The sequence below is a fragment of the Streptomyces sp. NPDC057287 genome (genome assembly GCF_042667905.1).
In the GTDB taxonomy this organism is placed as follows: Bacteria; Actinomycetota; Actinomycetes; order Streptomycetales; family Streptomycetaceae; genus Streptomyces.
In genome coordinates this window covers 97,344-123,780 of the sequence record NZ_JBHUYV010000013.1, presented here as the reverse complement: position 1 = coordinate 123,780, position 26,437 = coordinate 97,344, and the positions used below count along the sequence as shown (strand labels likewise).

24 protein-coding genes are annotated in these 26,437 nt (G+C 70.8%); 10 read left to right on the top strand and 14 right to left on the bottom strand.

The features are described from left to right. Positions 1-112 precede the first annotated feature (112 nt). On the bottom strand, positions 113-757 hold the full coding sequence (locus tag ACFUNE_RS24650) for a TetR/AcrR family transcriptional regulator (RefSeq protein ID WP_383571993.1): 645 nt from the start codon (positions 755-757) through the stop codon (positions 113-115). Between the two features lie 167 nt (positions 758-924). Here ACFUNE_RS24650 and ACFUNE_RS24645 point away from each other — a divergent pair, with 167 nt between their 5' ends. Both ACFUNE_RS24645 and ACFUNE_RS24640 read left to right on the top strand, forming a co-directional pair. Continuing rightward, positions 925-1,737 carry a phosphatase PAP2 family protein gene (locus ACFUNE_RS24645; protein ID WP_383571990.1) on the top strand — a complete coding sequence of 271 codons (813 nt, stop codon included), beginning with the start codon at positions 925-927 and terminating at the stop codon, positions 1,735-1,737. Further along, positions 1,734-2,741, top strand: coding sequence for a hypothetical protein (locus ACFUNE_RS24640; RefSeq protein WP_383571986.1), 1,008 nt, complete (start codon positions 1,734-1,736; stop codon positions 2,739-2,741). Before ACFUNE_RS24645 ends, ACFUNE_RS24640 begins: the two co-directional genes overlap by 4 nt. Here ACFUNE_RS24640 and ACFUNE_RS24635 read toward each other — a convergent pair. The 7 genes from ACFUNE_RS24635 to ACFUNE_RS24605 form a co-directional block, all read right to left on the bottom strand. Then, positions 2,704-2,889: a DUF1737 domain-containing protein gene (locus tag ACFUNE_RS24635; RefSeq protein WP_383571983.1), complete on the bottom strand. Its 186-nt coding sequence runs from the start codon at positions 2,887-2,889 to the stop codon at positions 2,704-2,706. The two genes, ACFUNE_RS24640 and ACFUNE_RS24635, sit on opposite strands and share 38 nt — an antisense overlap. A gap of 113 nt (positions 2,890-3,002) precedes the next feature. Next, positions 3,003-4,115: a class I SAM-dependent methyltransferase gene (locus ACFUNE_RS24630; protein ID WP_383571980.1), complete on the bottom strand. Its 1,113-nt coding sequence runs from the start codon at positions 4,113-4,115 to the stop codon at positions 3,003-3,005. Then, entirely contained in the window at positions 4,112-5,302 is a 1,191-nt protein-coding gene (locus ACFUNE_RS24625; protein ID WP_383571977.1) for a hypothetical protein, read from the bottom strand. The genes ACFUNE_RS24630 and ACFUNE_RS24625 overlap by 4 nt, the downstream gene beginning before the upstream one ends. Before the next feature lie 143 nt (positions 5,303-5,445). Beyond that, positions 5,446-6,597 (bottom strand): MFS transporter, encoded by a 1,152-nt coding sequence (locus ACFUNE_RS24620; RefSeq protein ID WP_383571975.1) that lies wholly within the window; start codon positions 6,595-6,597, stop codon positions 5,446-5,448. Further along, positions 6,594-7,859, bottom strand: a complete 1,266-nt coding sequence (locus tag ACFUNE_RS24615; RefSeq protein ID WP_383571972.1) for an acetyl-CoA carboxylase biotin carboxylase subunit family protein — start codon at positions 7,857-7,859, stop codon at positions 6,594-6,596. Before ACFUNE_RS24615 ends, ACFUNE_RS24620 begins: the two co-directional genes overlap by 4 nt. A gap of 736 nt (positions 7,860-8,595) precedes the next feature. Beyond that, complete coding sequence (locus ACFUNE_RS24610) at positions 8,596-9,147, bottom strand: PadR family transcriptional regulator (RefSeq protein ID WP_383571969.1); 552 nt, start codon at positions 9,145-9,147, stop codon at positions 8,596-8,598. A 33-nt stretch (positions 9,148-9,180) separates the two neighbouring features. After that, the gene (locus tag ACFUNE_RS24605) at positions 9,181-11,196 is read right to left on the bottom strand and encodes an FAD-dependent oxidoreductase (protein ID WP_383572293.1); all 2,016 of its coding nucleotides are present in this window, start codon (positions 11,194-11,196) and stop codon (positions 9,181-9,183) included. Positions 11,197-11,407: 211 nt separating this feature from the next. Here ACFUNE_RS24605 and ACFUNE_RS24600 point away from each other — a divergent pair, with 211 nt between their 5' ends. Both ACFUNE_RS24600 and ACFUNE_RS24595 read left to right on the top strand, forming a co-directional pair. Further along, the gene (locus ACFUNE_RS24600; protein WP_383571967.1) at positions 11,408-11,947 is read left to right on the top strand and encodes a DoxX family protein; all 540 of its coding nucleotides are present in this window, start codon (positions 11,408-11,410) and stop codon (positions 11,945-11,947) included. Positions 11,948-12,025: 78 nt separating this feature from the next. Continuing rightward, positions 12,026-12,868, top strand: a complete 843-nt coding sequence (locus ACFUNE_RS24595; protein ID WP_383571964.1) for a DUF1206 domain-containing protein — start codon at positions 12,026-12,028, stop codon at positions 12,866-12,868. A gap of 49 nt (positions 12,869-12,917) precedes the next feature. Here the strand turns inward: ACFUNE_RS24595 and ACFUNE_RS24590 are convergent, their stop codons facing one another. The 4 genes from ACFUNE_RS24590 to ACFUNE_RS24575 form a co-directional block, all read right to left on the bottom strand. After that, complete coding sequence (locus ACFUNE_RS24590; protein ID WP_383571961.1) at positions 12,918-14,297, bottom strand: cryptochrome/photolyase family protein; 1,380 nt, start codon at positions 14,295-14,297, stop codon at positions 12,918-12,920. Beyond that, complete coding sequence (locus tag ACFUNE_RS24585; protein WP_383571958.1) at positions 14,294-15,805, bottom strand: SDR family oxidoreductase; 1,512 nt, start codon at positions 15,803-15,805, stop codon at positions 14,294-14,296. The genes ACFUNE_RS24590 and ACFUNE_RS24585 overlap by 4 nt, the downstream gene beginning before the upstream one ends. A 142-nt stretch (positions 15,806-15,947) precedes the next feature. Next, positions 15,948-16,172, bottom strand: a complete 225-nt coding sequence (locus tag ACFUNE_RS24580; protein WP_383571955.1) for a twin-arginine translocase TatA/TatE family subunit — start codon at positions 16,170-16,172, stop codon at positions 15,948-15,950. Positions 16,173-16,300: 128 nt separating this feature from the next. Then, positions 16,301-17,278, bottom strand: a complete 978-nt coding sequence (locus tag ACFUNE_RS24575) for a sporulation protein (RefSeq protein WP_383571952.1) — start codon at positions 17,276-17,278, stop codon at positions 16,301-16,303. A gap of 155 nt (positions 17,279-17,433) precedes the next feature. Between ACFUNE_RS24575 and ACFUNE_RS24570 the strand changes: the two genes are divergently transcribed. From ACFUNE_RS24570 to ACFUNE_RS24550, 5 genes are all read left to right on the top strand, one after another. Beyond that, positions 17,434-17,928, top strand: coding sequence for a MarR family winged helix-turn-helix transcriptional regulator (locus ACFUNE_RS24570; protein ID WP_383571949.1), 495 nt, complete (start codon positions 17,434-17,436; stop codon positions 17,926-17,928). Between the two features lie 94 nt (positions 17,929-18,022). Then, positions 18,023-20,152 (top strand): MMPL family transporter, encoded by a 2,130-nt coding sequence (locus tag ACFUNE_RS24565; protein WP_383571946.1) that lies wholly within the window; start codon positions 18,023-18,025, stop codon positions 20,150-20,152. A gap of 127 nt (positions 20,153-20,279) precedes the next feature. After that, positions 20,280-20,948 carry a TetR family transcriptional regulator gene (locus ACFUNE_RS24560; RefSeq protein WP_383571943.1) on the top strand — a complete coding sequence of 223 codons (669 nt, stop codon included), beginning with the start codon at positions 20,280-20,282 and terminating at the stop codon, positions 20,946-20,948. Continuing rightward, positions 20,945-21,721 carry an SDR family NAD(P)-dependent oxidoreductase gene (locus tag ACFUNE_RS24555; RefSeq protein ID WP_383571940.1) on the top strand — a complete coding sequence of 259 codons (777 nt, stop codon included), beginning with the start codon at positions 20,945-20,947 and terminating at the stop codon, positions 21,719-21,721. Before ACFUNE_RS24560 ends, ACFUNE_RS24555 begins: the two co-directional genes overlap by 4 nt. Before the next feature lie 63 nt (positions 21,722-21,784). Then, the gene (locus ACFUNE_RS24550; RefSeq protein ID WP_383571937.1) at positions 21,785-22,825 is read left to right on the top strand and encodes an NAD(P)-dependent alcohol dehydrogenase; all 1,041 of its coding nucleotides are present in this window, start codon (positions 21,785-21,787) and stop codon (positions 22,823-22,825) included. A 133-nt stretch (positions 22,826-22,958) separates the two neighbouring features. Here ACFUNE_RS24550 and ACFUNE_RS24545 read toward each other — a convergent pair whose 3' ends face one another. Next, entirely contained in the window at positions 22,959-24,443 is a 1,485-nt protein-coding gene (locus ACFUNE_RS24545) for a SulP family inorganic anion transporter (protein ID WP_383571934.1), read from the bottom strand. Between the two features lie 266 nt (positions 24,444-24,709). Next, the gene (locus tag ACFUNE_RS24540; RefSeq protein ID WP_383571931.1) at positions 24,710-25,102 is read right to left on the bottom strand and encodes a hypothetical protein; all 393 of its coding nucleotides are present in this window, start codon (positions 25,100-25,102) and stop codon (positions 24,710-24,712) included. A gap of 1,078 nt (positions 25,103-26,180) precedes the next feature. Here ACFUNE_RS24540 and ACFUNE_RS24535 point away from each other — a divergent pair. Then, complete coding sequence (locus tag ACFUNE_RS24535) at positions 26,181-26,399, top strand: MbtH family protein (protein ID WP_383571928.1); 219 nt, start codon at positions 26,181-26,183, stop codon at positions 26,397-26,399. Positions 26,400-26,437: the final 38 nt, after the last annotated feature.

Sequence of the window (26,437 nt, the reverse complement as noted above, 5' to 3'; positions counted from 1 at the left end):
GCGGGGTCCCTCGAGCCCCCCCCCCGCCCGGCCGGGTGTGCGCCGACCCCGTCCCCACGGTGCGGCGCGCGGGTGGGCCCTCGTCATCCGCTCGGACGACGGCCCACGTTCATCAGGTCCCGCTTCCCGGGGGAGCGGGCGGGGGTGAGGGGAGGCCGAGTGCGGGGAGTACGGCGCACTCGATGAAGTGGGTGAGGAAGGCGTCGTCCGCGTACCGCCCCTCCAGGAGCGGCCGGGCGCGCATGATGCCGAGCACCTGGGCGGCCACGTAGTCCGCCGCGGGGTTGTCCGCCGCGATCTCGCCGCGCCGGACAGCCCGCTCGACCATCGCGTCGATCGCGGCGATGGCCGGTGTGATCAGGGTGGAGCGCATGGCGCAGAGCAGGTCGGGGTTCTGGAGCGCGGCGTGGCTGAGCGCGTGCATCAGTGCGGTGTCCTGCCCGGAGGCCGCGTCCACCACGCGTGCGGTCGCGTGCAGGTCGCCGGGCAGGCTGCCGGTGTCGATGTCCGAGAACAGGGTCCTGCGGGTGCTGTGCAGCGCGGCGACGACCAGCTCCGGCTTGGAGCCCCACTGGCGGTAGAGCGTGGACTTCCCGCACCGGGTGCGGGCGGCGACGCCCTCCATCGTCAGTGAGTCGTAGCCGCTCTCACGGACCAGGTCCAGCACGGCGTTGTAGAGCTCCTGCGCCCGCTCCGGTGTGATCTTCGACCGGCGTGACGCGGATACGGACTCCTGTGCGGAACCGGGCGACGGCATCTGCTTCCCTCTCTGCGACTCTGCGGCTGGGGACCCTCGATACGCCAGTGTACCGATACGTGAGTGTACCGATACGCCGCCGTATCGGTACACTGACGTATCGATACGGCGTGGAGTGGCCACGCCGTACGTCGCGACAGCGCACCGTCAGCAAAGGGGCACGGGTGATGCACACCCGCAGTGAGCCTGCGGAGCGGGAGCCGGACATCTCAGCCCGACCGCCCCTCGTCCGCGAACTGCTTCTGGTAGCCGGACTCTTCCTCGTCTACAAACTCGGCCGGCAGGCCGCGAACGGCCACGTCGAGGAGGCGTTCCGCAACGCCGGGCACGTCTGGAGCTTCGAGCGGGCCGTCGGCCTCCCCGGCGAGGGAGCCGTGCAGGGTCTTCTGCTGCACAGCCACACCCTCGTCGAGACGGCGAACACCTACTACGCGGCCGTGCACTTCCCCGCGACGCTCGGCTTCCTGGTCTGGCTGTACCTGCGCCGCCCGCGCCACTACGTCTGGGCGCGCCGGATCCTGACCGCGCTCACGGGCGCGGCACTCGCCCTGCACCTGCTCTTCCCCCTGGCGCCCCCGCGGATGCTGCGCGCGGCGGGCCTCGTGGACACCGCCCAGGTCTTCGGCCCCTCGGTGTACGGGGACACCCCCGCGACCGACTCGATGGCCAACCAGTTCGCCGCCATGCCGTCCCTGCACTTCGGCTGGGCACTCGTGGTGGCCGTCGGGCTGATCGCCGCCACCCGCTCCCGGTGGCGTCTGCTCTGGCTGCTGCACCCGGCGCTCACCCTGCTGGTCATAGTGGGCACCGCCAACCACTACTGGCTCGACGCGATCGTGGTCTCCGCACTGCTCGCCGTCGCCTTCGCGGCCCTCAGGCTGCCGCGCTCGCCCCTCCGCGGGCACCTGGCCTGGCCGGCCACCATCCCTGCCCAGAACTACGCGACCCCCGCGTACGCACCATCCGGAGCGCGGCGATGAACGCCACCCTCATAGCCGTCGCCCTCTCCCTCGTCTCCGCCGGCGCCTACGCGGCCGCCGCCGTGGCGCAGGCCCGTCTCGCCGGCCGGACGGACCCGTCCGCCGGAGCGCTCCGCCTGATGGGCCGCGGAGCCTGGTGGTCCGCGGTCGGCCTGAACGCGGGCGGGGCGCTGCTGCACGTCGCCGCGCTGAAGTACGGTCCGCTCACCCTGGTCCAGCCGCTGGGCGCGCTCACCCTCGTGGCCGCCGTCCCGCTGGGGGCCCGCGCCGCGGGCCGCCGGGTCAGCCGTACGGAATGGCGGGGCACACTCCTCACCCTCCTCGGTCTCGGCGCTCTGCTCCTGGCCGCCGGCGGCGCGGCCCCGCACGACACGCTGAGCCTCCCCGAGGCCATGGGCGTCGGCGCCGTGACCATGGCCCTCGTCGCCGGGCTCAGCCGCCCGGGCACCCGCCCGGGCCTCCGGCACGCCGCGGCCTCCGGCATCACCTCCGGTGTGGCGTCCGCCCTCACCCAGACCCTGACGGTCGCGGCGACCGACCACTCGGGGCCGGTGCTCAGCTGGCGGCTCGTGACCGTGGCGCTGCTCGTCTCCTTCTTCGCCCTGGGCGGCCTGATGCTGTCCCAGACCGCCTACCGGGGCGGTCTCGGTGCCCCGCTCGCCGTCGTCACCCTCGCCAACCCCGTCGCCGCCGCCGCGATCGGCCTGGTGCTGCTCGGCGAGCGCCTCCAGGGAGGACTGTTCGGCCTGGTGCCCGCGCTCATCGGGGCGGCCGCCGCCGTGCGCGGCGTGATCCTGCTGAGCCGCGCACAGGCGGGCAGCGCGCCCGTCCCCGCCGATGAGCCGGCGGGGCGGGCCGCGCCGATCGCGACCGGTCCGCCGGAGCGAGTCGTGATCTCCGCCCCGGCTCTCACTGCCGTCAAGGCTCCGCGTGGCGCCGAGGCGCTCACGCTGCGGCCGGAGCCGGTCAGGGCCGTGCTGGCCAGACCAACGCCTGGGCGATGATGACGCTCTCACCGTTGAAGGTGAGGGCGGGCCCTTCGTGCAGTTCGTATCCGAGGCCGATCGCCTCGCTCACACGGCGGCAGAACGAGGAGTCGTCGGGGCCGGTCAGGACTCGGTAGACAGGCAGTCCGTCTGGTGGTGTGCTCATGGAGGACAGGGTTTCAGCTGGTGGGCGGCTGAGCCCGGCGCCCTGCCGGTCCGGGCCGGAACGGCGGCCGGCCGGGGGGAACCGGCAGACCGCCGCGGGCAGGCAGAGCCGGGTCAGGACGTCTGCTCCGCCTCGGCCGGCTTCCGGAACAGGAGCATCGACGAGGACCCGAACGCCTCCGTGTCCGTGTGGGCGCTGCTCACCAGGCGGAAGCCGTGCCGGCTGATCTCCTCGGTCAGGGCGTCACCCGACCGTTCCGAGTAGGGGATCACCTCCAGGCCGATGTTCTTCTCACCGTCCGCGACCCGGATCCTCCTGGAGATCACCCTGCCGGGCACGAGGTCGGCGGCCACCTCCGCGTAGTCCGGAATCGAGAAGAAGCCCTTGCCCCACTCGCTCGCGCAGTGGTCCACGACGAAGTGGCCGCCGGGGCGAAGGATCTCGAAGACGCGGGAGATGTGGCGTCCCCGCTGCTCGTCGTCGACGAGCATGTGGAGGCAGCCCATGTTCATGGCAAGGTCGAAGCGGTCCTCGTCGAAGCCGCGGAGATAGACGATGTCGCGCTCCACGAAGCCCGACCCGTCCAGGCCGGCGGCAGCGGCCAGCTCACGCGCGCGTGCCAGAGCCGAGTGCGAGACGTCGACCGAGGTGACGTCGTACCCCTGCGACAACAGGTACAGGGAGTCGCGGCCCTCACCGCATCCCAGGTCGATGATCCGTCCGCTGAAGATGCCCGGCTGCTCCTGGATCATCTGCAGCAGGGACGCGTTCGGCTCCGCCGACTCCCAGAGCTGGGCGCCGTTCTCGTACACGGTCCGGTAGCGGTCCTCGTAGCCGTAGTAGTAGTCGCCGATCGTGCCGACGATGCTGCGCACGTCGTCGGTGGTGGGCGAGAACTCCACCGGCGAGGAGGTGGCGTCCCCCTCCGTGCCCAGGACCATGAGCGCGGTGTCGTCGAGAAGCCCGATCACCAGGATGTACTGCGACGCGTCGCACTCGACCGCTTCACCCACCCCGAAGGGCGCACAACACTCCTTGAGCGCGTCCAGGGTCAGCGCGGTGGCCTTCTCGCACAGGAAGACCGCTGCACGCCCCCGGGTCACCTTGACGGCGAAGCCGGCCGAGCCGTCCAGCTGCCACACGGTCTTGCGGTCGGCGAGTTCCACCGCGGTCAGTCCAAGACCCTCGGGCGCGGTCTCGTCGAGTATTGCTCGGTACAGGCTCACTTCAGTACCCCCTGTGTGTGGTTCTCGGATATGCGCAGAGCCGTCAGACGGTCTTCGTACTTCGTGAGTACGGGGCTCTGATGCCGGAAGATCCTGCCGGAGTCGCGGAAGCGCTCCGCCAGCTCGTAGTTCCGGGAGCGAAGCGCTGCCTCGATCCCGGTGAGTTCGATGACGTCGCGCTGGGCGTTGCTGCCGCCCATCGCGGACGAACGGTGGAAGGACCTGGCCAGCCGCACCGAGGCGTCGGCGTAGTCGCCGGTCGTGAAGGACCGGAAGCCGAGGAAGATGTCGACCATCCCCTCGGGCACCTCCGTGCCACGCGCCAGGACCGTCCCCAGGAGGGAGTCGGCGCGGTCGTAGTCCCCGGACTGGCAGTAGGCGATGTACGCGTGGAAGTCGTTGAAGAGGTACCAGCTCTCCTCCAGGTAGGGCTTCCAGTCCTGGTAGAGCGAACGCCAGTAGCCGGAGAGGTCCATCGACGGCCGGATGAGGGCGAGGCGCCAGAGCAGCGTGACGGCGTCCAGGTCCTCGTTCGACCGCAGCGACGTCTTCCTGCGTATGCCGATGCGGTAGCACGCCAGGACCTCCTGGACGTTGTCCGCGTAGAGCTCGAACAGCGCGTAGTGCCACCAGACGTGGATCCGCATGGGTGTCGAGGCGTCCCGGCCGCGCATGTACTCGCGGATGTAGCGGGACCCCTCCTCGTGCCGGCCCGTCTCGTAGAGGCAGTGCACCATCGCGTGCATCGCGTAGATGTCGCCGGGGTTCAGCTCCAGTGCGAGCCGGCAGCGGTCGATCGCCGCCTCGATCCGGCCGTTCTCCTCGAGTGCGAACCCGTGCAGCCCGTGCAGGTAGCCGATGCCCGGATCATCGGCTGCGAAGACCTCTACGGCCTGTGCTATCGAAGCCAGCATGTGCGGTGCGTCGCCGCTGTAGAAGTCCAGCATGTGTACGGCGTAGATCGACACGGCATCCCCCGGATACGTGTCGACGACGGCCTGGAAGCCGTTGCGGGCGGCGGGCAGGTCCCCGGCGGTCCAGAAGCCGATGGCGGAGAGCACCGCCCCGGTCCGTGCCTCGACCAGTTCCGCTCCGCGGAGGGGAGCGCAGATCGTGGCGGCCTCCATGACCGCCGTGCGCTCCATGGAGGACAGAAGGTCCACGGCGAGCATGAGCTGGAGTGCCACGGCGGGCGTGTGACGAGAGGAAGGACGACATCGTTCATGATCCAGCTTCATCGAGATCAATTCGACGATCGCCGTCTCGACCAACTCCATGTCCGACGGCTGTTCGACAAGATGAGGAACGCCTCGGGAATCGGTGAGCACTGTCATTCGGACACCTCACTGGGTATGAGTCGACTGCTCCGGGCCTTGCGAATTACCTGGAACGAGAGAACGAGCAGCAGTGTCAGCGCGAACGGCGCCAGCCAGATCCGGGAGGTGAAGTACCTCCCGCCCGCCAGCACCGCGGCCAGCAGCACGAGCGAACAGGCGTTTGCGTTGGCCACGATCGCGCCGACCTGATGCGCCGAGAAGTGGGAAGCGGCTTCCGAGCGGAGGATCACCCGCATGGAGCCGAAGGCACATCCCAGGGTGAGGACGGCAACCATCTGCGCCGCTCCGAACGTGGGGGCGAAGAGCCAGATCGCCATCGCGGCGGGCACCGCGACGAGGGCTCCCCTCAGCACCCAACGCACCTCCGGGCCCTTTGCCAGGCGATGCAGGAGCGCCCCCGCGACTGCCATCCCGATGCCGAGGAGCATGTCCAGGACGCCGACGGTGAGCATGCTCCTGCCGTGCGCCAGGGCCTGCAGCGGCAGCATGAAGTTGAACGTGCCCAGGATGGGCCACACGAGCATGAAGGCGAGGAGGTACAGGACGTACAGGCCGTCCGTCCTCTCCGGACCGGTCTCCTTCCGCGTCTCTTCCGTGGAAGCCGCCGTGCGATGCGATCCCAGGCTCAGGACCGCTACGCCGGCGAACACGAGGGCGCAGACGACCAGCACCCACTCGGCTCGGACCACGCGCGTGAACAGCGGCGCGAACAACGGGCCCACCATGAGAGCCACCTGGTTGACGGTCATGGTCAGCGAGCTGTGCTTGCGCAGGACGGGACCGTCGAGTCCGGAAGCCTCGTCGTTGAACCACACCTCCCAGGTCGACTCCAGGTAGAAGAAGAAGATCCACAGGACGAAGTTGAGCGCGATCACCGCGTGCACGTGGTCGTAGAAGACCGCGACCAGGAGCAGCGTCACGGCCGCTCCCGCGAGCCCCGCGGCGGTCATCCTCGCCCCGCCCGCGATCGGGGAGTAGCGGATCAGGGGCGGCACGAAGACGGCGGGGACGAAGGAGAGCGTGGTGGAGACGGCCAGTGCGTCGTAGCCTCCGCCCTGCGCGGTGGCGATGTGCCAGTTCAGGAGCAGCAGCGCCACCCCGGTGAAGAACCGGTAGAGACCGGAGTGGAGCGTGTACCGCCTCACTCGTCGACCGCCGCCCCGCCGGTCACGAAGATCTGGTCGGACAGCTCCTTCGCCACGATCACCGGCAGTTGGGTCTTCTCGCCGAACAGCTCGTCCCATTCGAGCTCGACGAGGCCCTCCCTCGTGCTCCAGTTCTTGGCGGCATGGGAGAGGTCGCCGCGCTTGGCGCTGATGTTGATGCTCCGCACCTCGGGCGGCAGCGGCTTCCCGTCGAGTACGTCCTGGATCCGTCCCGGCGAGGCCTTGAGGAACGCGATCGCCGAGGTCCTGGTGGGTACCGCGCCCGCGGCGACATCGAGAAGGCCGTGTCCGAGGTAGGAGCCGATGTGCAGCCGGTAGGGGTTGAGCGAGTAGGCCCGCTCGACCTGGTCCATGATCCCGTCCCCACCCGGCCGGGCGGCCACCTCGATCACCCAGGGCGATCCGTCCGCAGCGAACTTGATCTCCACATGGGCGAGCCCCCTGTCGATGCCCAGCGCCGTGCAGGCCCGCTCGGCGAGACCGGTCACCGCCGGGTCCCCGGTGCGGTGGCTCGGAACCAGGTGCGCGACCTCGGCGAACCAGGGGCGCGGAGACAGGTACTTCTCGGTCACGGCGAGGACCTGTGCGCGGCCGGCGCCGCAGAGGACCTCGACGGACGCCTCGTCGTCGGAGTCGATGAACTGCTCGACCAGGTACTTGTCACCGACGATGTTGAACGACGACCTGTACTGCGCGATGACGCCCTTCGACTCCGCGAGTCCGGCGACCGCTTCCTCGCGCGTGGTGGCCAGCACCACTCCGCCACTGCCCCCGAAGTCGTACGGCTTGATGACCACGGGAAGTCCGACGGCCTCCACGGCGTCGAGCAACTCCTGCTCGGACTCCACCAGCCGGGAAAGGGGAGTCGGAACGCCCGCGGCCAGAAGGGCCTGCTTCATCACGTGCTTGTTCCGGGCGTTGGTCACCGCGGTGGCGTCCAGTCCCCCCAGTCCCAGGACGCGGTTCACGGTGTTCGCCGAATCCACCGTCCAGTCGTTGAGCGGAACGACGACCCTGGGGTGCCAGCCCCGGGCGGAGTGCGCGCGGATGGCACCCAGTAGGGACTCCGAGTCCTTGGGGTCGGCCGAAAGCATGTGGTCGAACGTGCGGTTCAACCGGCGTACGGCGTCCTCCGCAGCCGCCCACACGGGGAGGTCGACCGCCTGCTTCGCCCCCGAGAAGGCTCGCTCGCGCAGATACTGATCAGCCCCGAGCAGGAGTACGTATTCATTTGGCTGCATGGACGCGCCCTCAATTTCCAAGGATCCCCCGACAAGCGACACACGTTCTTGGAACAGCCGTCGGGAATGGGTCAGGATAAGTAAGTCAATTAAATGTCGAGAGACATCTCTGCGCCCTGGGTGCAGTGAGTCTCATCTCATATCCGTCGGCACGTCGAAAGCGCCTGCATAGATCTCCCCGTTTCTGACAAAAGATTTTAGCTGCGATCCGGGGCGCCGCACAACGATTATTTTCGGCAACGGCGTGAAATGGACGGTGCCCCCTGCGCCGGTCCGGCGTCGTCGGGCTTCGCCGGAGACGGCGGATCCGTGGTGCGGGTGACGGGCCTCGCCGGGTGTCGCCGCCGGTCAGTGGCGAAGCGGAACCTACTGGTCAGCGCGGTGCGGGATCGGCCGGGCGGGGTCTGCTCCGGCGGGTTCCGTGTCGGCCGGCCCTGCGCCGGGCCGACCGTGCGTCGCCGGCGGGTGCGCGGGTGCGGGGACGGACGGGATCGCTCCCACTGTTCTGCCCGTTCTGTTCCGCGAGCTCCCTCTCCCGCCGAAAGGCCGTCTCGAATTCGAACGAAAGCAGATCGGGTTCTGATTCATGAGGAAGGAAGTGTCGAACAATGCCCCCACTGTGAGGAACGGCAGACGTCGGCCGGTGCGAGTGCGAGACGTCGCAGAACCGCCGCGCACCGGAAAACCGGTGCGCGGCGGTTCATTCGATACTCATGGCTGTCGTCCGGACCGGAAACTAATGGTTGTCGTCCGGCCCCGAACCGGTGAGGTCCTCGATCGCCCTGCTCAGCCAGCCCGTCCAGAACGTCTCCAGGTCGATGCCCCCGCGCAGCACCAGACGACGCAGCCGGTCCTCGTCGGCGGTCCGCTCCGGCGGGAAGTCCCGCGCCTCGATCTCCAGGTACTCGGCAAGCTGCTCCTCGTGCAGCGCCAGATGCCTGCGCAGCTCCCCGACGAGGCCCGGGGCGCCCACGACCGCCGCTGCTCGCATCCTCAGCAGCAGCGGATCGCGGACCGGCCGCGGGTCCTCGGCGAGCGAGACCCAGGCCGCCAGCTCCGCACGGCCCCCCGGCAGCACCTCGTACTCCTTCTTCTGCCCGCGGGCCGGCCGTGCCGTCGGCAGGGCCCGGATGTGACCGGCGTGTTCCAGTTTTCCCAGCTCGCGGTAGATCTGCTGATGCGTGGACGGCCAGAAGTAGCCGATCGACCGGTCGAACCTGCGCGTCAGTTCGAGACCCGACGACGGCTTCTCGAGCAGGGCGGTCAGGATCGCGTGGGGGAGTGACATGGAGTGCATCCTAGGGACGGTGCGACCCGGTGCTCAGAGCTCCGCGGCGAGCTCCGTGCCCTGGCGGATCGCGCGCTTGGCGTCCAGCTCCGCGGCCACGTCGGCGCCGCCGATCAGGTGCGCAGGGCGGCCCGCGGCGAGCAGCTCCTCGTACAGCTCACGGCGCGGTTCCTGACCCGCGCACAGGACCACGGTGTCGACCGGCAGCAGGCGCTGCTGGCCGTCCACCGTCAGGTGCAGGCCCTCGTCGTCGATCAGGTCGTAGGAGGCGCCCGCGATCATGTCGACCCCGCGGTGGCGCAGTTCGGTGCGGTGGATCCAGCCGGTCGTCTTCCCGAGTCCCGCACCGACCTTGGTCGTCCTGCGCTGGACGAGATGCACCGTACGCGGCGACTTCGGGCGCTCCGGCACCCCCAGTCCGCCCCGGTCCGCGTACTCCGTGTCCACGCCCCACTGCCGGAAGAAGACCTCGGGGTCCAGGCTCGCCGCGTCCCCGCCGTCGGTGAGGAACTCGGCGACGTCGAAGCCGATGCCGCCCGCCCCGACGACCGCCACCCGGTCACCGACCGGGGCGCCGTCGCGCAGGACGTCCAGATAGCTCACCACGCTGGGGTGCCCGATACCGGGGATCGCGGGGGTGCGCGGCTCGACCCCGGTGGCCAGGACGACCTCGTCGAAGCCGTCGAGCGCGGCGGCCGTGGCACGGGTGCCGAGCCGGAGCTCGACGCCCTCCTCGGTGAGGCGGGTTCGGAAGTAGCGCAGGGTCTCGTCGAACTCCTCCTTGCCCGGGACCCGGCGCGCCACGTTCAGTTGGCCGCCGATCTCGTCGGCCGCGTCGAACAGTGTCACGGCGTGGCCGCGTTCGGAGGCCGTGACCGCGCAGGCGAGCCCGGCGGGACCGGCGCCGACCACCGCGACACGCTTGCGGGTACGGGTCGGTGACAGCACCAGTTCGGTCTCGTGGCAGGCGCGCGGATTCACCAGGCAGGAGGTGATCTGCAGGCTGAAGATGTGGTCCAGGCATGCCTGGTTGCAGCCGATGCAGGTGTTGATGGCGTCCGCCCGGCCCGCGGCGGCCTTGGCGACGAAGTCGGGGTCGGCGAGGAAGGGCCTCGCCATCGACACCATGTCCGCGCGTCCCGAGGCGAGGACCTCCTCGGCCAGCTCGGGTGTGTTGATGCGGTTGCTGGTCACCAGCGGTACGGAGACGGCGCCCCGCACCCTCTCCGTCACCCAGGTGAAGGCGCCCCGCGGTACCGAGGTCGCGATGGTCGGGATGCGGGCCTCGTGCCAGCCGATGCCGGTGTTGATGATGGTCGCGCCGGCCGCCTCGATCTCGCGGGCGAGGTGGACGACCTCCTCCAGGGTGGAACCGCCGGGGACCAGGTCCAGCATCGACAGCCGGTAGATCAGGATGAAGTCGGGGCCGACCCGCTCACGGACCCGGCGCACGATCTCCACGGGGAAGCGGATGCGGTTCTCGTACGAGCCGCCCCAGCGGTCCTCGCGGTGGTTCGTCGCCGCGACGATGAACTCGTTGATCAGGTAGCCCTCCGAGCCCATGATCTCGACACCGTCGTACCCCGCGCGCCGCGCGAGCTCAGCGGCACGGACGAAGTCCTCGACGGTCTCCTCGACCTCGTCGTCCGTGAGCGCGTGCGGGGTGAAGCCGCTGATCGGGGCCTTCAGCGCGCTGGGCGCCACCAGATCGGGATGATGGGCGTAGCGGCCGAAGTGGAGGATCTGCATCGCGATCCGGCCGCCCGCCGCGTGCACGGCCGACGTGACCTCGGTGTGCTGGTCGGCCTCCGCCTCGGTCGTCATCTTCGCGCCGCCCGGGAAGGAGCACGCGCGCTCGCTGGGCGCGATCCCGCCGGTGACCATGAGACCGACGCCGCCCCGTGCGCGGGCCGCGTAGAAGGCGGCCATCCGCTCGAAGCCGCGCTCCACCTCCTCCAGGCCGATGTGCATCGACCCCATCAGCACCCGGTTCGGGAGCGTGGTGAATCCGAGGTCGAGCGGGCTCAGCAGGGTGGGATACGGGCTCATCCGGGTCTCCTCGCAGGTGTCGTCGAGCCAGTTGTAGACCACCCGCCCCTCGTTATGCAACTAGTTGCACAATGACGTACGTCGCAGTCCCCGCAAGGGCGGGACACGAATGGCGTAACACCACCTGACCCCACCGCCCGGACCGGACGACAGTGGATCCGTACGGCTGGACGCCGCAGCTCCGCTCCTCCTCGTCGACAGGAGACACCCCATGACGTGCATCAACCGACGTGACCTCGGACTCCTCGTGCTCAGGGTCGGCACGGGAGCCGTCCTGGCGGCCCACGGCAGCCAGAAGCTCGGCGGGTGGTTCGGCGGCGGAGGCATCGAGGGGACCACCGCGGCGATGGAGGCCATGGGCTTCCATCCGCCGAAGCACAGCGCTCTGGCGGCCGGGATCGGCGAGGCGGGCGGCGGGGTCCTGCTCGCACTCGGCCTCGCCACCCCCGCAGCGGGTGCCGCCGCGGCGGGCACCATGGCGGGTGCCGTCGCCGTGCACGCTCCCGCGGGCTTCTTCGCCATGGGCGGCGGATACGAGTACCCGGCGTTCCTCGGCTTCACCGCGGCCGCGATCGGGCTGACCGGTGCCGGACGCTACTCACTGGACCACGCCACCTGCCACGTCCTCGACCGGCCGTGGGTCGTCGCCCTCGCGTTCGCGGGCAGCGCCCTCGCGGCGGCAGCCGTCGTCGGCCGGCGCGCCAAGGTGCAGGCGGCCGCCGAGGACGAGCCTGGTGAGGAGGGCGTGTAGCTCTCCCGCGTCGACGGCCTCTGACGGATCGAACGCGGCTTCCGCATTGATCGCCGTTTCAGGGGCACCCGGCAGTGCATGAATGCGAACGCACTGTCGACGAACGCACGCGGCCAGGCCAGAAGAGCCGCCCGGAGCCGCGCCATGGACGTGGGGGCCCGTGCCGGGTTCGTGGCGCGGGGAGTGATCTACCTGCTGGTGGGTGTGCTCGCCCTGCGCATCGCCTTCTCCGACGGAGGCGGAAAGCAGGCCGACCGCGGCGGCGCCATCGCGGAGATAGCCGAGAAGCCCTTCGGGAGCGTCCTGCTCTGGGCGCTCGGCCTGGCCTTGGCCGGCATGGCCCTCTGGCGGCTCTCCGAGGCGCTCTTCGGCCAGGCGGGCCCCGACGGCGACAAGGCCCACAAGCGGGCCATGGCCGCCGGGCGCTTCGTCTTCTACTCCTTCGTGTCCTACTCCGTGCTCTCCTACGCGGCCGGTGACAAGGGCAGCGGCAGCGGATCCAGCGACAAGCAGACCGACGACGTCACGGCACGGGCCCTGGAGTGGACCGGTGGCCAGTGGATCGTCGGTGCCGCGGGCCTGGTCGTGGCCGGTGCCGGTCTCTGGATCGCCTTCCGGGCCGCCACCCGCAAGTTCCACAAGCACCTGAAGATGGCGGAGATGACGAAGAGGGTCCGTCAGGCCGTCGACGTCACCGGCGTGTTCGGCGGCGTCGTTCGAGGCGCTGTGTTCGCCACGGCCGGCGGGTTCGCCGTAGCGGCCGCTGTCCAGCACGAACCGGGCCGCGCCAAGGGCATGGACGACACTCTGCGCTCCTTCACCGAGACGCCCGCGGGCCCCTGGCTGCTCGCCCTCATCGCACTCGGCCTGGCCTCCTTCGGCCTCTTCTCCTGGGCCAACGCCCGCTACCGCAAGGTCTGATCCGGAGGCGGCGGCCCGGTCCGCCCGGGCCCTGCCCGCCTCTCCCTGCTCAGTCGAGGCCCCGGGCCTCCTTGAAGCGGGACAGCCCCTCCGGCAGCCCCACCAGCGGCTCCGGGTAGTCGTAGCGGGAGCGCTCCTGCCCGGGCAGCTTCCATGGTTCGTGCACGGCCGCCCCCGCGATCCCCGCGAGCTCGGGCACCCAACGGCGTACGTACGACCCGTCCGGGTCGTACCGCTTGCCCTGCGTCACCGGGTTGAGCACGCGGTTGGGGCGGCTGTCCGTGCCGGTGCCGGCCACCCACTGCCAGTTGAGCTGGTTGTTGGCCACGTCCCCGTCGACCAGCAGGTCCAGGAAGTGGCGCGCCCCGGCCCGCCAGTCCACGTACAGGGTCTTGGCGAGGAAGCTCGCGGCCAGCAGCCTCCCCCTGTTGTGCATCCAGCCCTCGTGGAGCAACTGCCGCATCGCCGCGTCGACCACCGGATAGCCGGTGCGGCCCTCCTTCCAGGCGGTCGTCTCCTCCTCGGCCTTCCGCCCCGTGCGCCAACGGTCCTGCCGCGGGCGGTAGTCGGAGTGGGAGGCCGCCGGACGTGCGGCCAGCACCTGGTGGTGGAAGTCCCGCCAGCACACCTGCCGCACGAAGGCCTCCGCCCCCGGTCCGCCCGCGGCGCGGGCGCGGTGGACGACCTCGGCGGGGGAGAGCGTGCCGAAGTGCAGGTGCGGCGAGAGCCGTGAGGTCGCGTCGCCCGCGAGGTCGTCGTGGAGGTCCTCGTACGACGCGAGCCCCTGCCGGCGCCACGCCGTGAACAGCTTGCGCCCCTCCACCTCCCCGCCCTCGGCCAGGCCCGGGGAGAGTCCTCGCGCACCGTCCCGCGAGGGCAGTGCGGCGGACGCGGGCCCCTCCGGTACGCGTACGGTGCGAGGCGCGCGGAACGGCTCGCGGAGCCCTTCCTCGGACCACCGGCGGAAGTACGGTGTGAAGACGGCGAAATGGTCCCTGTCCGCGCCGGAAGGGACCACCGCGCCGGGCGCGACCGCGGTGACCACCGCGTCGTGCACGCTCAGCCCGCAGTCGGCGGACGCGAGTGCCTCGCGCAACCGCTCCTCCCGGCGCTGCGCGAAGGAGCTGACGCCCGCCGCCATGTGCACCGTGCCGGCCCCGGTCTCCGTGACGATCCGGCCGGTCTCCTCCGCCACGTCGCCCTCCCTGACGACCAGACGCCCGCCCCGCTCGCGGAGCCCCGCGTCCAGGTCCCGCAGACAGTCGGCCAGGAAGGCGCGGCGGTTGGGGGTGCCGAACCCGGCGGCCTCGACGGCGTCGTCCAGCACGAAGAGCGGGACCACCTCGTCGGCCGACGCGAGGGCGGCGTGCAGCGGCGGGTGGTCGTGGAGCCGCAGATCGGAGGTGAACAGAACGACGGCCACGGTCATTTCGTCACACCCGTCGTTCCACGGACCGCCGCCTGGGCGATGTTGCGTGCCATCCCGCCGAAGACCACCGCGTGGAAGGGCGACACACTCCACCAGTACGCGTGGCCGAGCAGCCCCGCCGGATGGAACACGGCACGCTGCCGGTAGTGGGACCGGCCGCCCTCACCCTTCTCCGCGTACATCTCCAGCCAGGCCAGACCCGGCAGCCGCATCTCCGCGCGGAGTCTGAGAAGCCTGCCCGGTTCGATCTCCTCGACCCGCCAGAAGTCCAGGGAGTCCCCGACCCGCAGTCGCTGCGCGTCCCGCCTGCCCCGGCGCAGCCCCACACCGCCGCTCAGCCGGTCCAGCCAGCCCCTGACCGCCCAAGCGAGAGGGAAGGAGTACCAGCCGTTGTCACCGCCGATCCCCTCCACGACCCGCCACAGGGCCTCGGGGGAGGCGTCCACGTCGAGCTCGCGCACGTCGGTGTACAGGCTCCCGCCCGCCCAGTCGGGGTCGGTGGGGAGCGGATCGCTGGGAATGCCCGGGATGGAGGCGGAGGACCACCGTGTCGTCACCCTCGCCTCGCGCACCCTCTGCAGGGCGAGCGAGAGAGCGGTGTCGAACGAGAAGGGCTGCCCGGGGCCGTCGGGCACATGGCGTGCGATGTCGTGTTCGTGGCACACGACCTCGTAGCGCAGGGACTCCGCGAGCGGCCGGGCGATCGACGCGGGCACGGGGGTGACCAGACCGACCCAGTGGCTGGACAGGCCCGGCGACAGCATCGGCACCGGGAGGATCAGCCGGTGGCGGAGCCTGGCGACGTACGCGTACTTCTGCATCATGTCGCGGTACGTCATGACGTCCGGTCCGCCGATGTCGAAGGCGCGGTTCACCTCGGCGGGCATGCGCGCACTGCCCACGAGGTAGCGCAGGACGTCCCGGACCGCGATCGGCTGGATCCGGGTCGAGACCCAGCTGGGGGTGACCATGACCGGCAGCCGCTCGGTGAGGTAGCGCAGCATCTCGAAGGACGCCGAGCCCGACCCGAGGATGACGGCGGCGCGCAGCACGGTCGTCGGCACACCCGAAGCGAGCAGGAGGTGGCCGACCTCGGCGCGCGAACGCAGGTGCGGGGACAGCTCCTTCTCGGGGACGTCGGCAGGGGTGAGCCCGCCCAGGTAGACGATGCGCCGGACGCCGGCCGCGCTCGCCCGCTCCCCGAAGATCCTCGCCGCCTCGCGGTCGGTCTTCTCGAAGCCCGGCCCGGAGGCCAGTGCGTGGACGAGGTAGTAGGCGACGTCGATGTCGCGCATCGCGGCGCCCAGCGACTCCGCGTCGGTCACGTCCCCCTTGACCACCTCGGCCTCGCCCGCCCACGGGTAGTCCCGCAGCTTCTCCGGGGTCCGCGCCAGGCAGCGCACCCGGTGGCCGGCCTCCAGGAGCTCGGGTACGAGGCGTCCCCCGATGTATCCGGTCGCGCCCGTCACCAGACACCGCAGTCCGCCGCTGTCGTCCTTGCTCTCCATGGCCCCTCGCTCCGGCTCGTGTGTCCTTCCACCACCGTGTCCCCGTAAGGAGCATTCCGCATGCCCGCGGGGCCCGGACACGCCGAAGCCCACCCCACCGGGTGGCGGGGCGGGCAGGGGATCGGACAGGGGACCGGCGAGGTCAGGGCTTCTCGGTGGCGGTGCCCCGGATGACGCGCGGGCCGCCCGCGGCGCCGTCGGCCCCCGGCTCGGCCGGGGGGACGCCGTCGGACTTCAGGGCCCGCGCCTCGCTCTTCAGGATCCGGGCCGACTTGCCCAGGGAGCGGGCGAGTTCGGGCAGCTTCCTGGCACCGAAGATCAGCACGGCGAGGATGAGGAAGATCGCGATCTCGCTGATTCCGAACATGACGGTGTCTTCTCCCTGGTGGGTGTGAGGCGCTCTCCCGTGGCCCCCGGAATTCTCCCGGAGCTGCGGGGCGCGCCAAATCTACAGCACTGTAGAAGGTGGCGGCAGGGCGTCTCCCGGCGCGGGCCTCAGTCCTCGCCGCCGTCCTCTTCGTCCTCGTCGCCCTCGAAGAAGTCGCCGACCTCGTCGACGACTTCGGCGGCGACCATCCCGCCGACCATGCCGACGGCGAGTCCCGCCGCTCCGGCGGCGACCGCGGTGCCCGGGCCCGGGCCGGGATGATGCCGCGACTCCCCGTCGCCGTGCCCATGGACCTCGGCGGCGCCGTGCGGCGCGCGGGCGTCGATCATCGACCGGACCCGGTCGTCCACCTCGACGGCCCAGTCGCGGTCCCGCACCTCGTGATGGCCGACGGTGAAACGGCCGAGTGCGTCGCCGCTCCCCGAGAAGTGGCCTCCGCGCCTGTCGGCCTCCAGGACGACCTCCACGCCCGCGGGCCCTGCCAGGAACGTCACCTCGATCTCGTCGATCCGGTCCGCGTACCGAGGGGCGGGCGAGAGCTCGATCTCCTGGTAGAAGGGCAGTCGTTGACCGCTGCCGCGGATGTGGCCGAGCTCCAGGTCGGCGGACCGGAAGCCGAAGCCGAGCTGTCCCAGCGCCTCCAGCACGGCCTCCTGGGCGGGCAGTGGGGCCACTGCGAGGCGGTCGAGGTCGCCCTTGTCCCTGGCGCCCGCCACGGAGAGCTCCGTGCGGACGCCGAGGGCGATCCCGAGGTCCTGACCGTGGAGCTCGGTCACCGGGGTCTCCCACGGGAGCGTCACATCGAACGGGACGCGGTGCTCCTCGCCCTCGGGCAGCACGAAGCCGCCGGCGACGGTGAAGCGCTCGAAGACCACGGCCCCTTCGGCCTCGCCGTCCTCGTGCTCCGCCTCGACACGGGCGACCAGCTCCAGGGTGATGTGCTCGATCGTGAAGTCGGCGTCGCCGCCCTTGAGCCGGACCTCGCCGCTCAGTCGGCCACCGGGGACGGCGCCACCGGGGCGCAGCACCGTGTCCACGGTCGGGCCACCCACGCCGAGCGAGCCGAGCAGCTTCTTGAACACCATCGTGGCGTTCACTCCTTCTTCCGTACGCGGAGAACGCGTTCAGCCGTGTTTCTACACAACTGTAGAAGTATAGGTCCGGGACGGGCTGCGGAAGCGGCTCTCGCGCAGGCCGGCAGGAGATCGGTGTCCCGTCGTGCGCGCCCTAGTATGGGGCGGTGGACAGTGCAGACGACCCTCGCGACGGATCAGCCGTGGATATGGCGGGGGTGTCGGAACTCCAGGCGCTCGCCATGGAGCTGCGCCGCATGAACGGCGAGATCAACCGGCTCGTTCACTCGTTCGCGCACGCGCAGGGCCTGCATGCGACGGATGTGCAGGCGCTCGGCGCGATCCTCGACGCGGATGTGCCGCTGACCCCCGGACGGCTGCGCGAACACCTCGGCCTGACGTCCGGCGCGGTCACCGCGTGCCTGGACCGGCTCGAGCGGGCGGGGCACATCAGGCGCGCGCGGGAGAGCTCCGACCGGCGTGTCGTGCACCTCTACTACGAGTCCGGGGCCAAAGCGGCCGCGCGCTCGTTCTTCATGCCCCTCGCGGAGGCGGCGGCCGGCGCGCGGTCCGCGTCCGGGCCTCATGAGCTGGAGGCCGCGCTCCGTTTCCTCGGACGTATGAACGGCGAGCTCACCCGTATGCAGGTTCCCCGGCGCTGAATCCCCTTCCGGGTGCGGGGTGCTCTGCGGGCCATGTAATCTCAATCATTGAGATACATCATGATTGAGAGATCGCGGCCGACCCAGGAGTGCCATGTCCACCGCATCGAAGCCGGCCCGCCGGCTGATCCTTGTACCCGTCTTCCTCGTCCTCGCCTGGCTGGTCGTCGGTGGGGCCTTCGGCTCGTACGCCGGGAAACTGGGGGAGGTCGCCACCAACGACCAGGCCGCGTTCCTGCCGCAGAGCGCCGAGTCCACCCGGGTCGTCGAGGCCCAGAAGGCGTTCAGCCGTCAGGAGACCGTGCCCGCGATCGTCGTCTGGACGTCCGACGAGGGCGGTGAGGAGCTTGGTCCGGAGCAGCAGAAGGCGGCGACGGCGGCCCTCGCCTCGCTGGAGGGCGGCCCGGGCGTGACGGGCAAGGTGAGCCCCGCCCTGCCCTCCGAGGACGGAAAGGCGCTGGAAGGCGTCGTCCAGCTGCGGCCGGACCTGGGGGACGAGCTCCCCGACTCCCTGGCCCACATCCGGAGCGCCGCGCAGGACGTCCCGGGGACGACGGTCGGGCTGGCGGGCCCCGCGGCATCGCAGGCCGACCTGTCTGACGCCTTCGCCGGCATCGACGGACTGCTGCTCGGTGTCGCCCTGGTGACAGTGCTCGTCATCCTGCTCCTGGTCTACCGCAGCGTCCTGCTGCCCCTGATCATCATCGTCGGCGCCGTCTTCGCGCTCGGTGTGTCCTGCGCGATCGTCTACGTACTGGCGGACCACGACATCGTCCGGGTCGACGGGCAGGTCCAGGGCATCCTGTCGATCCTCGTCATCGGAGCCGCCACCGACTACGCGCTGCTGCTCACCGCCCGGTTCCGCGAGGAGCTCTCGCGGAAGCCCGACCGGTGGACCGCCATGCGGGCCGCACTCCGTGAGTCCGCCGGGCCGATCGCGGCGAGCGCCGCCACCGTGGCTCTGGGGCTGCTCGCCCTCCTGCTCAGCGATCTGACCAACAACCGCGCGCTCGGACCCGTGGGCGCCATCGGCATCGTCTGCTCCGTCCTGAGCGCTCTCACCTTCCTCCCCGCCGTCCTGGTCCTGCTCGGCAGGGCCGCGTACTGGCCGTCCGGTCCCAAGAAGGGGAAGGCCGAGGCCGACTCCGGCTCCACGGGAATCTGGTCGCGGATCGCGGGACTCGTCGACCGGGCCCCGCGCAAGGTGTGGGCCGTCACGCTGATCGGGCTCCTGGCCTGCGCGGCCTTCATGCCCACGCTGAACTCCAAGGGAGTGCCCCTGGAGGAGATCTTCGTCAACGACGCGCCGTCCGTCGCCGCGCAGGAGACCCTGGGCCGGCACTTCCCCGGCGGATCGGGCAACCCCGCCGTCGTGATCGCCGACGCGAACCGGTCGCAGCAGGTCGTCGCCGCCGCGAAGGACGTCCCGGGCGTCGCAGGCGTGTCCGTGATGACGGCCTCCGGCCGCCCGGGTGGCGGAGAACCGCTCGTCGTGGAAGGCCGGGTACGCATCGATGCGACGCTGGCCGACGCGGCGGACAGCGACGCAGCCAAGGCGACGGTCACGCGGCTCCGCGAAGCTGTCCACGCGGTGTCCGGGGCCGACGCGCTCGTCGGCGGCTACACCGCGCAGCAGTACGACACCCAGAAGACCGCCGAGCACGACCGCAACATCATCGTGCCGGTGGTGCTGGTCATCATCCTGGTCATCCTGATCGGGCTGCTCCGCTCGCTCCTGATGCCGCTGCTCCTCGTCGCGACGGTGGCGCTCAACTTCCTCGCCACGCTCGGCATCTCGTCGCTGGTCTTCGAGCACGTCTTCGGCTTCAGCGGCACGGACTCCTCCGTACCCCTGTACGGATTCGTCTTCCTGGTCGCCCTCGGCGTCGACTACAACATCTTCCTGATGTCGCGGGTCCGTGAGGAGTCGTTGATCCACGGCACGCGGCAGGGCGTGCTGCGGGGACTCACCACCACGGGTGGCGTCATCACCTCGGCGGGTGTCGTCCTGGCGGCCACGTTCGCGGCCCTGGGGGTCATCCCGCTCGCCTTCCTGGTCCAGATCGCGTTCATCGTGGCGTTCGGCGTACTGCTGGACACGCTCGTCGTGCGGTCGCTCCTGGTGCCCGCCCTGGTCAGGGACATCGGGCGTACGGCCTGGTGGCCGGGTGCGCTGAGCCGGGCGCCGAAGGAGGCTCCGGAGACGCGGGAACCCCTGTCGTAGGGGATCGCCGACGGAGGCCCGGGGTGACGTGCTGTCACCCCGGGCCTCCGTGCGTCGCCGGACGCCCGCAGGATGTCCCGGCGGGACAGATGTCCCACTGGGACATTTAAAGGTGTACGGTACAAGCATGAAGGAAACAGGGAACGTCCCGGAACGGCGCAGCCGGAAGGCGCGCAGGACCCGGGACGCGCTGGCGGGGAGCGCGCTCGAGCTCGTACTCGAACGTGGTCTGCGGAGCGTGACGGTCGAGGAGATCGCGCAGGCGGCCGACGTCGACCGGCGCACCTTCAGCCGGTACTTCCCGAACAAGGAGGCCGCCGTCCTCGACGCAGTACGGGGCGACGGCGACAGCATCAACCGAGCGCTCCGCGAGCGCCCCCCGGCCGAGCCACCGCTCACCGCCTACCGCAGGGCCGTCCTCGACTGGCTCGACGACCCGGAGGCGGAACCCTGGCACCGGCGGCCCCGCATCTTCGACCTGCTGGTCATGGCCGAGGAGGAACCCACTCTGTACGCGGCGTACCACCACATCCGTGTGGACGCCCAGGAGGAGTCGGTGGCGATTCTCGCGGAACGCCTCGGGGTGGACCCGCGGCAGGACCTGCGTCCCGCCGTGGCCGTCGCCGCGGGAGCCGGAGCGCTCCTCGCGGCCCAGGCGGCATGGGTACGGGGCGGCCGGCCGGCCGCCCTGCCCGAACTCGTCGTACAAGCCTTCGACGCCCTCTCCACACTCCTGCCGGCTTCCCGGCAGGACGGGCCGGCGCCCCACAGCACCACGCAAGGAAGCACCACATGAGCACCAACCTCCCCACCGCCCACGAGGCGGAGTTCACCGGCAAGGTCGCCTTCGTCACCGGCGGTGCGTCCGGCATCGGCCTCGCCCTCTCCCGGCGGCTCGCCGCGAGCGGCGCGGCCGTCGTCGTCGCCGACTACGACGAGGCGAGCGCCCACAAGGCCGCCGACGACCTGCGGGCCACCGGCGCGCGCGCCGCAGCGGTCACCCTCGACGTCACGGACCCCGCGTCCGTCGAGGCCGGCGTAGGCTTCGCCGTCGACACGTTCGGCGCCCTCCACCTCGCCGTGAACAACGCCGGCATCGGCGGTCCCGCGCAGCCCACCGGCGCCTACGCGATCGAGGACTGGAACCGGGTCGTCGCCACCAACCTCAGCGGCGTCTTCTACTCGATGCGCCACGAGCTCCCCGCCATCCTGGCCTCGGGCGGCGGCGCGGTCGTCAACATGTCGTCGATCCTCGGCACCAACGGCTTCGCGAACTCCCCGGCGTACGTCGCCGCCAAGCACGGTGTCGTCGGCCTCACCAAGACCGCAGCACTCGAATACGCGGCACAGAACGTCCGCATCAACGCGGTCGGCCCGGGCTTCATCGACACCCCGCTGCTCCGCGACACCGACGGACCGGCCCGCGACCACCTGATCTCCCTCCACCCGGCCGGTCGTCTCGGCACGTCGGAGGAGGTCGCCGAGCTCGCCGCCTTCCTCCTCTCCGACCGCGCCTCCTTCATCCACGGCAGCTACCACCTGGTGGACGGCGGCTACTCCGCCTCCTGATCCCGGGTGGCGCCACGCCACCACGGGGGTCACAAAGGAAGCACGGAGAAACGAAGGAGAGCCATGAAAGCCGTTCAGTACCGCACCATCGGCGCCGCACCCGAGGTCGTCGAGATCCCCGAACCGGTCGCGGGACCCGGCCAGATCCTGCTCAAGGTGAGCGCCGCAGGCGTCTGCCACTCGGACATCGCCGTGATGAGCTGGCCGGCCGAGGGATTCCCCTACGAGCTGCCGCTCACGCTCGGCCACGAGGGCGTCGGCACCGTCGCCGCGCTCGGTGAGGGCGCGGAGGGCGTCTCGGTGGGGGACGCGGTCGCCGTCTACGGCCCGTGGGGCTGCGGCACCTGCGCGAACTGCGCGGAGGGCCGGGAGAACTACTGCCTGCGCGCCGCCGACCTCGGCATCAACCCGCCCGGACTGGGCAACCCCGGTGCCATGGCCGAGTACATGATCGTGGACGACGCCCGTCACCTGACGCCGATCGGCGACCTGGACCCGGTCAAGACGGTCTCGCTGACCGACGCGGGCCTCACCCCGTACCACGCGATCAAGCGCTCGCTGCCGAAGCTGCTGCCGGGCGCCACCGCCGTGGTCATCGGCACCGGCGGCCTGGGCCACGTGGCCATCCAGCTGCTGCGCGCCATGACGGCCGTGCGGGTCATCGCACTCGACGTCACCGAGGAGAAGCTCGCCCTCGCCAAGGCCGTCGGCGCCCACGAGGCCGTGCTGTCCGACGAGAACGCCGCCGCCAAGGTCCGGGAGCTCACCGGTGGCATCGGCGCCAAGGTCGTGTTCGACTTCGTCGGCGCCGAGCCCACCGTGAAGACGGCCGGTGCGGTCGCCTCCGTCGACAGCGACGTCACCATCGTCGGCATCGGCGGCGGCCTGCTGCCCGTCGGATTCGGTGTCCTGCCGTTCTCCACGTCGGTCACCGCACCGTACTGGGGCTCCCGCGGGGAGCTCGCCGAAGTGATCGAGCTCGCCCACGCCGGTGCCGTCGACGTCCACGTCGAGACGTACTCCATCGACGAGGCGCCGCTCGCCTACGAGCGGCTGCACGCGGGCAAGATCAACGGCCGCGCGGTCATCCTGCCCAACGACTGACCCCGACGGCCGGCCCTCGTGCCCGACAGCGGCGGACGCCCGCCGGGACGCCTGTTCGAGGCGCCCCGGCGAGTCGTCCGTGCTCGCCGCCCGTCCGTGTGCACAGCCGCGCGGCCTTCCCGCGCCCGTGCTCTCAGGGGGCGGCCGTCACCACGTCCGACCGGGTCAGCCGTACGGGTTCGGTCCCGGACGAGCTGTGCCGCTCCGCCCAGCTCTCGAGCGCCGTACGGCACGCGTGGTCCAGATGGTGCAGGCCGGAGAGGTCCAGGTCGATGGGCCGGTCCTCGGGCAGGGCCTCCAGGCTGTCGAGTATCTTCGGCAGCCGAAGGAACGTCGCATTGCCCGACAGACGGGCCCGGACGCGTCCGCCGCTGCTGTCGACGACCTCCAGCTTGATGTGCGAGGCGTCCCAGGCCGCCTTGGCCACCGACAGCGCCAGGCCGGTCAGCACACCCTCGAACATGTTCACCGTCACGATCGCCAGGGCTGTGACGACGAGGATCAGCGCCTCACCCCGGTGCTCACGCCACAGGGCCACGAGGGAGCGCAGCGGAATCAGCTTCCACCCGGCGTGGATGAGGACGCCCGCGAGGGCGGGCAGGGGGATGAGCTCCAGCGCGGACGGAAACAGTGCCGCGAAGAGGAGCAGCCACGCACCGTGCAGCACCCGGGAGGCCCGGGTCCGCGCGCCCGCCTGCACATTGGCGGAACTGCGCACGATGACCGCGGTCATCGGCAGCGCGCCGAGGAGCCCGCACACGGTGTTGCCCGTGCCCTGGGCCATCAGCTCCTTGTCGTACCGGGTGCGCGGCCCGTCGTGCAGCCGGTCCACCGCCGCCGCGCTGAACAGGCTCTCGGCGGAGGCGATGAGGGTGAAGGCCGCCACGGTCCCGAGCAGGCTCAGGCTCGCGAGCCCGCCGAACTCGGACAGCGCGGGGACCTGGACGGCGTCGAGCAGCCCCCGGACCTGGACCGTCTCGACCTGCAGGTCGAACGTCAGTGAGGCGAGTGTCGCGAGACCGACCGCGGCGAGTGCGCCCGGCACCGCCCGCACCCGCTTCGGCAACCTGGTCCACACCACCACCAGGGCGATGGTCGACGCGCCGACCGCGAGGGACGTGAGCGCCGCGGGACTCGACACGGCGTCGGTCAGCATGCCCGGAATACCGGCCATCTTGCCCGTGCCCGTGGCCGGCGCCTCGACGCCGGCGGCCGCGTAGAGCTGGCCCGCGATGAGCACCAGCCCGATGCCCGCGAGCATGCCCTCGACCACCGACAGGGAGATGGCCCGGAACCAGCGGCCCAGCCGCAGCGCGCCCATGGCCAGCTGAAGCAGCCCCGTGGACAGCACGATCACACCGAGCGCGGGCAGTCCGAAGGACTGGACGGCCTCGAAGACGAGCACGGTCAGACCGGCGGCCGGCCCCGAGACCTGGAGACTGCTGCCGCGCATGAAGCCGGTGACGAGACCGCCCACGATGCCGGTGATCAGCCCCAGTTCGGCCGGGACGCCGGAGGCCACGGCGACTCCCACGCACAGCGGCAGGGCGACCAGGAAGACGACGAGGGAAGCGGCGAAGTCCTGCCGCAGGTGGGGGAATGTGGCGACGCGGTCCATGGCGGCCCTCATCCCGTGCTGAAGGGGGCCGAGCGCGCGTCGCCGGGCTGGAGTGCCCGGAGGGTGCTGACGCCGGTGGTTGGGTCTTCTGCCGAAGGGTGGTCGAAGAGTGTTTGCATGCCAGTGATTCCTCCTGGCGCGCCGAAGGACGGCGCGCCGGTACGCGTACGAGAACCGGGGGCCGGGCGGGCAGGTCGAGACGGCCCCACGCCGCCGGGTCACACAGGACTGCGGGCGGGGGCAGGTCTCCGAGCGCCTCGGTCAGCTCAGCAGCGGAACACCTGAAGCACGGAGGTGGAGTGGGCGTCCGAGGATCTGGACGTGTGATGGGCGTTGCCCATCGCCGCTACGGCCGCCGGTGCGAGCATGCCGTCGGCGTCACCCGTCACCGCGGAACGCGAGGGCGTCTCGGGAACGGGCACGGTGGCGGAGCGATGCCGGTCGCGATGGCGCAGGACCCCGTTCGGGTCGCCGCCGCGGTCCGGGGTGCCGCAGGTGCCGTACTCGCCGTGCGCGGCGCCCTCGGCCGCCTCCGGTACCCGGTCCGCCGGCATCGCCGTCGCGGACACGTGGGGGTGCGGTGAGGGAGTGCCGGAGTTCGGGGCCAATAGGAGGCCTATGAGGAAGGCGAGAACGAACCGGACCACCGCTGCTCGCACCCTTCACCTCCTTGTGGACTTCGCTCCGTCCCTCGGGACGCTAACAGGCCCGAGGGCTTATGGAGTTAACCCCTTGTGAAGAGTCTGAAAGTCGACGCCAGGTGAGTCGAATTATGCGAGAGACGCCTGTGGCCTGGGGGTATGCCACGCGACCGGTTCTCAGCATTTGAGATCGCCCGCAGCTGTGTGGCTATTGCATATGCCGGACGATCGGCAGCCGTCATATTCGCACAATGGTTCGGCGTTGAGCGAGTGTTAACCTGCCGGAAAGGTGATCGAAGGCGAGTGGAACTTCGGCCGATCAATGCCCCGTTCCGGGGAGTTGGCCCTGCGGTGGATGGCCTGTTCCACCTGTCGCGACAGACCCCGGACGGCTGCCGGGGGGCGGCGGGGCGCCCGTTCCGGCCGTCCGGGCCGGGTGCTGAGCGGCGGAGGGCCGAGGGGCCTGTTGCCGGCCTCCGCCCGTCGTCGGCCGCCCGCCACCGGCCACCTGTCACCGGCCGCCCGCCACCGGCCACCGGCCCCCCGTCATCCGGCGCTCTTCGTCGGCTTCGTGACGAACGGTTCGCTCGGATGGCGCTCGGATGGCGAGATGCATGGGGCGCATGCCCGGCGCACGGGGGCTCGACGCGCATTCAGGGTGCATACGGGGAGTGAGCGGGCGCGTGCGCGAGATTATCCGGAAGTGTGTGGGTCATAGCCAGAGATAACGGCGCAATGAGGACATGGGCGTGACTTGATGTTTGCGCAGCGGGCCGGTTGGCATATGTCCAGGGCGAATTCTGTTCCCCCCGTCCCATTGCGTACTCGTGGGTAACGGGATGAATTAACCTCTCGGTTCCCGCTGTTCCTCTAGGGTGACTGGCGTGAACGGGCGTGACCGGGGAAGTCGTCTCCCGATCGCCGGTTTACCGTCGGTATTCGAGCGGGTAGGGTGTCGCCGCTCCGCGTGGCCGGATCGCATGCGGAGGGCTGGGGGATCGATAGTGGGACTACCGCCGAAAATGGCCGGCTTGACCATGTCCGGAAACGAACGAAGAACTTTCCATGCGAATGGTGAGAACAGGTGGGGGACGCCGTGACCAACCCTTTCGATGACGAGTCGGGGCGGTTCGTGCCGCTGGTGAACGAGGAGGGCCAGTACTCGCTGTGGCCCGCGCATCTCGATATCCCGGGCGGCTGGCGGGTCGACGGTCCCGAAGGGTCGCGTCAGGACTGTCTGGATGTGATCGAGCGGGCCTGGACCGACATGCGGCCGGCCAGTCTGGTCAGGTCCATGGGGGCTGACGCCGGATAGACCGTGGTCCGGGGCGGCGAGAGCGTCGCGCCCGGAGC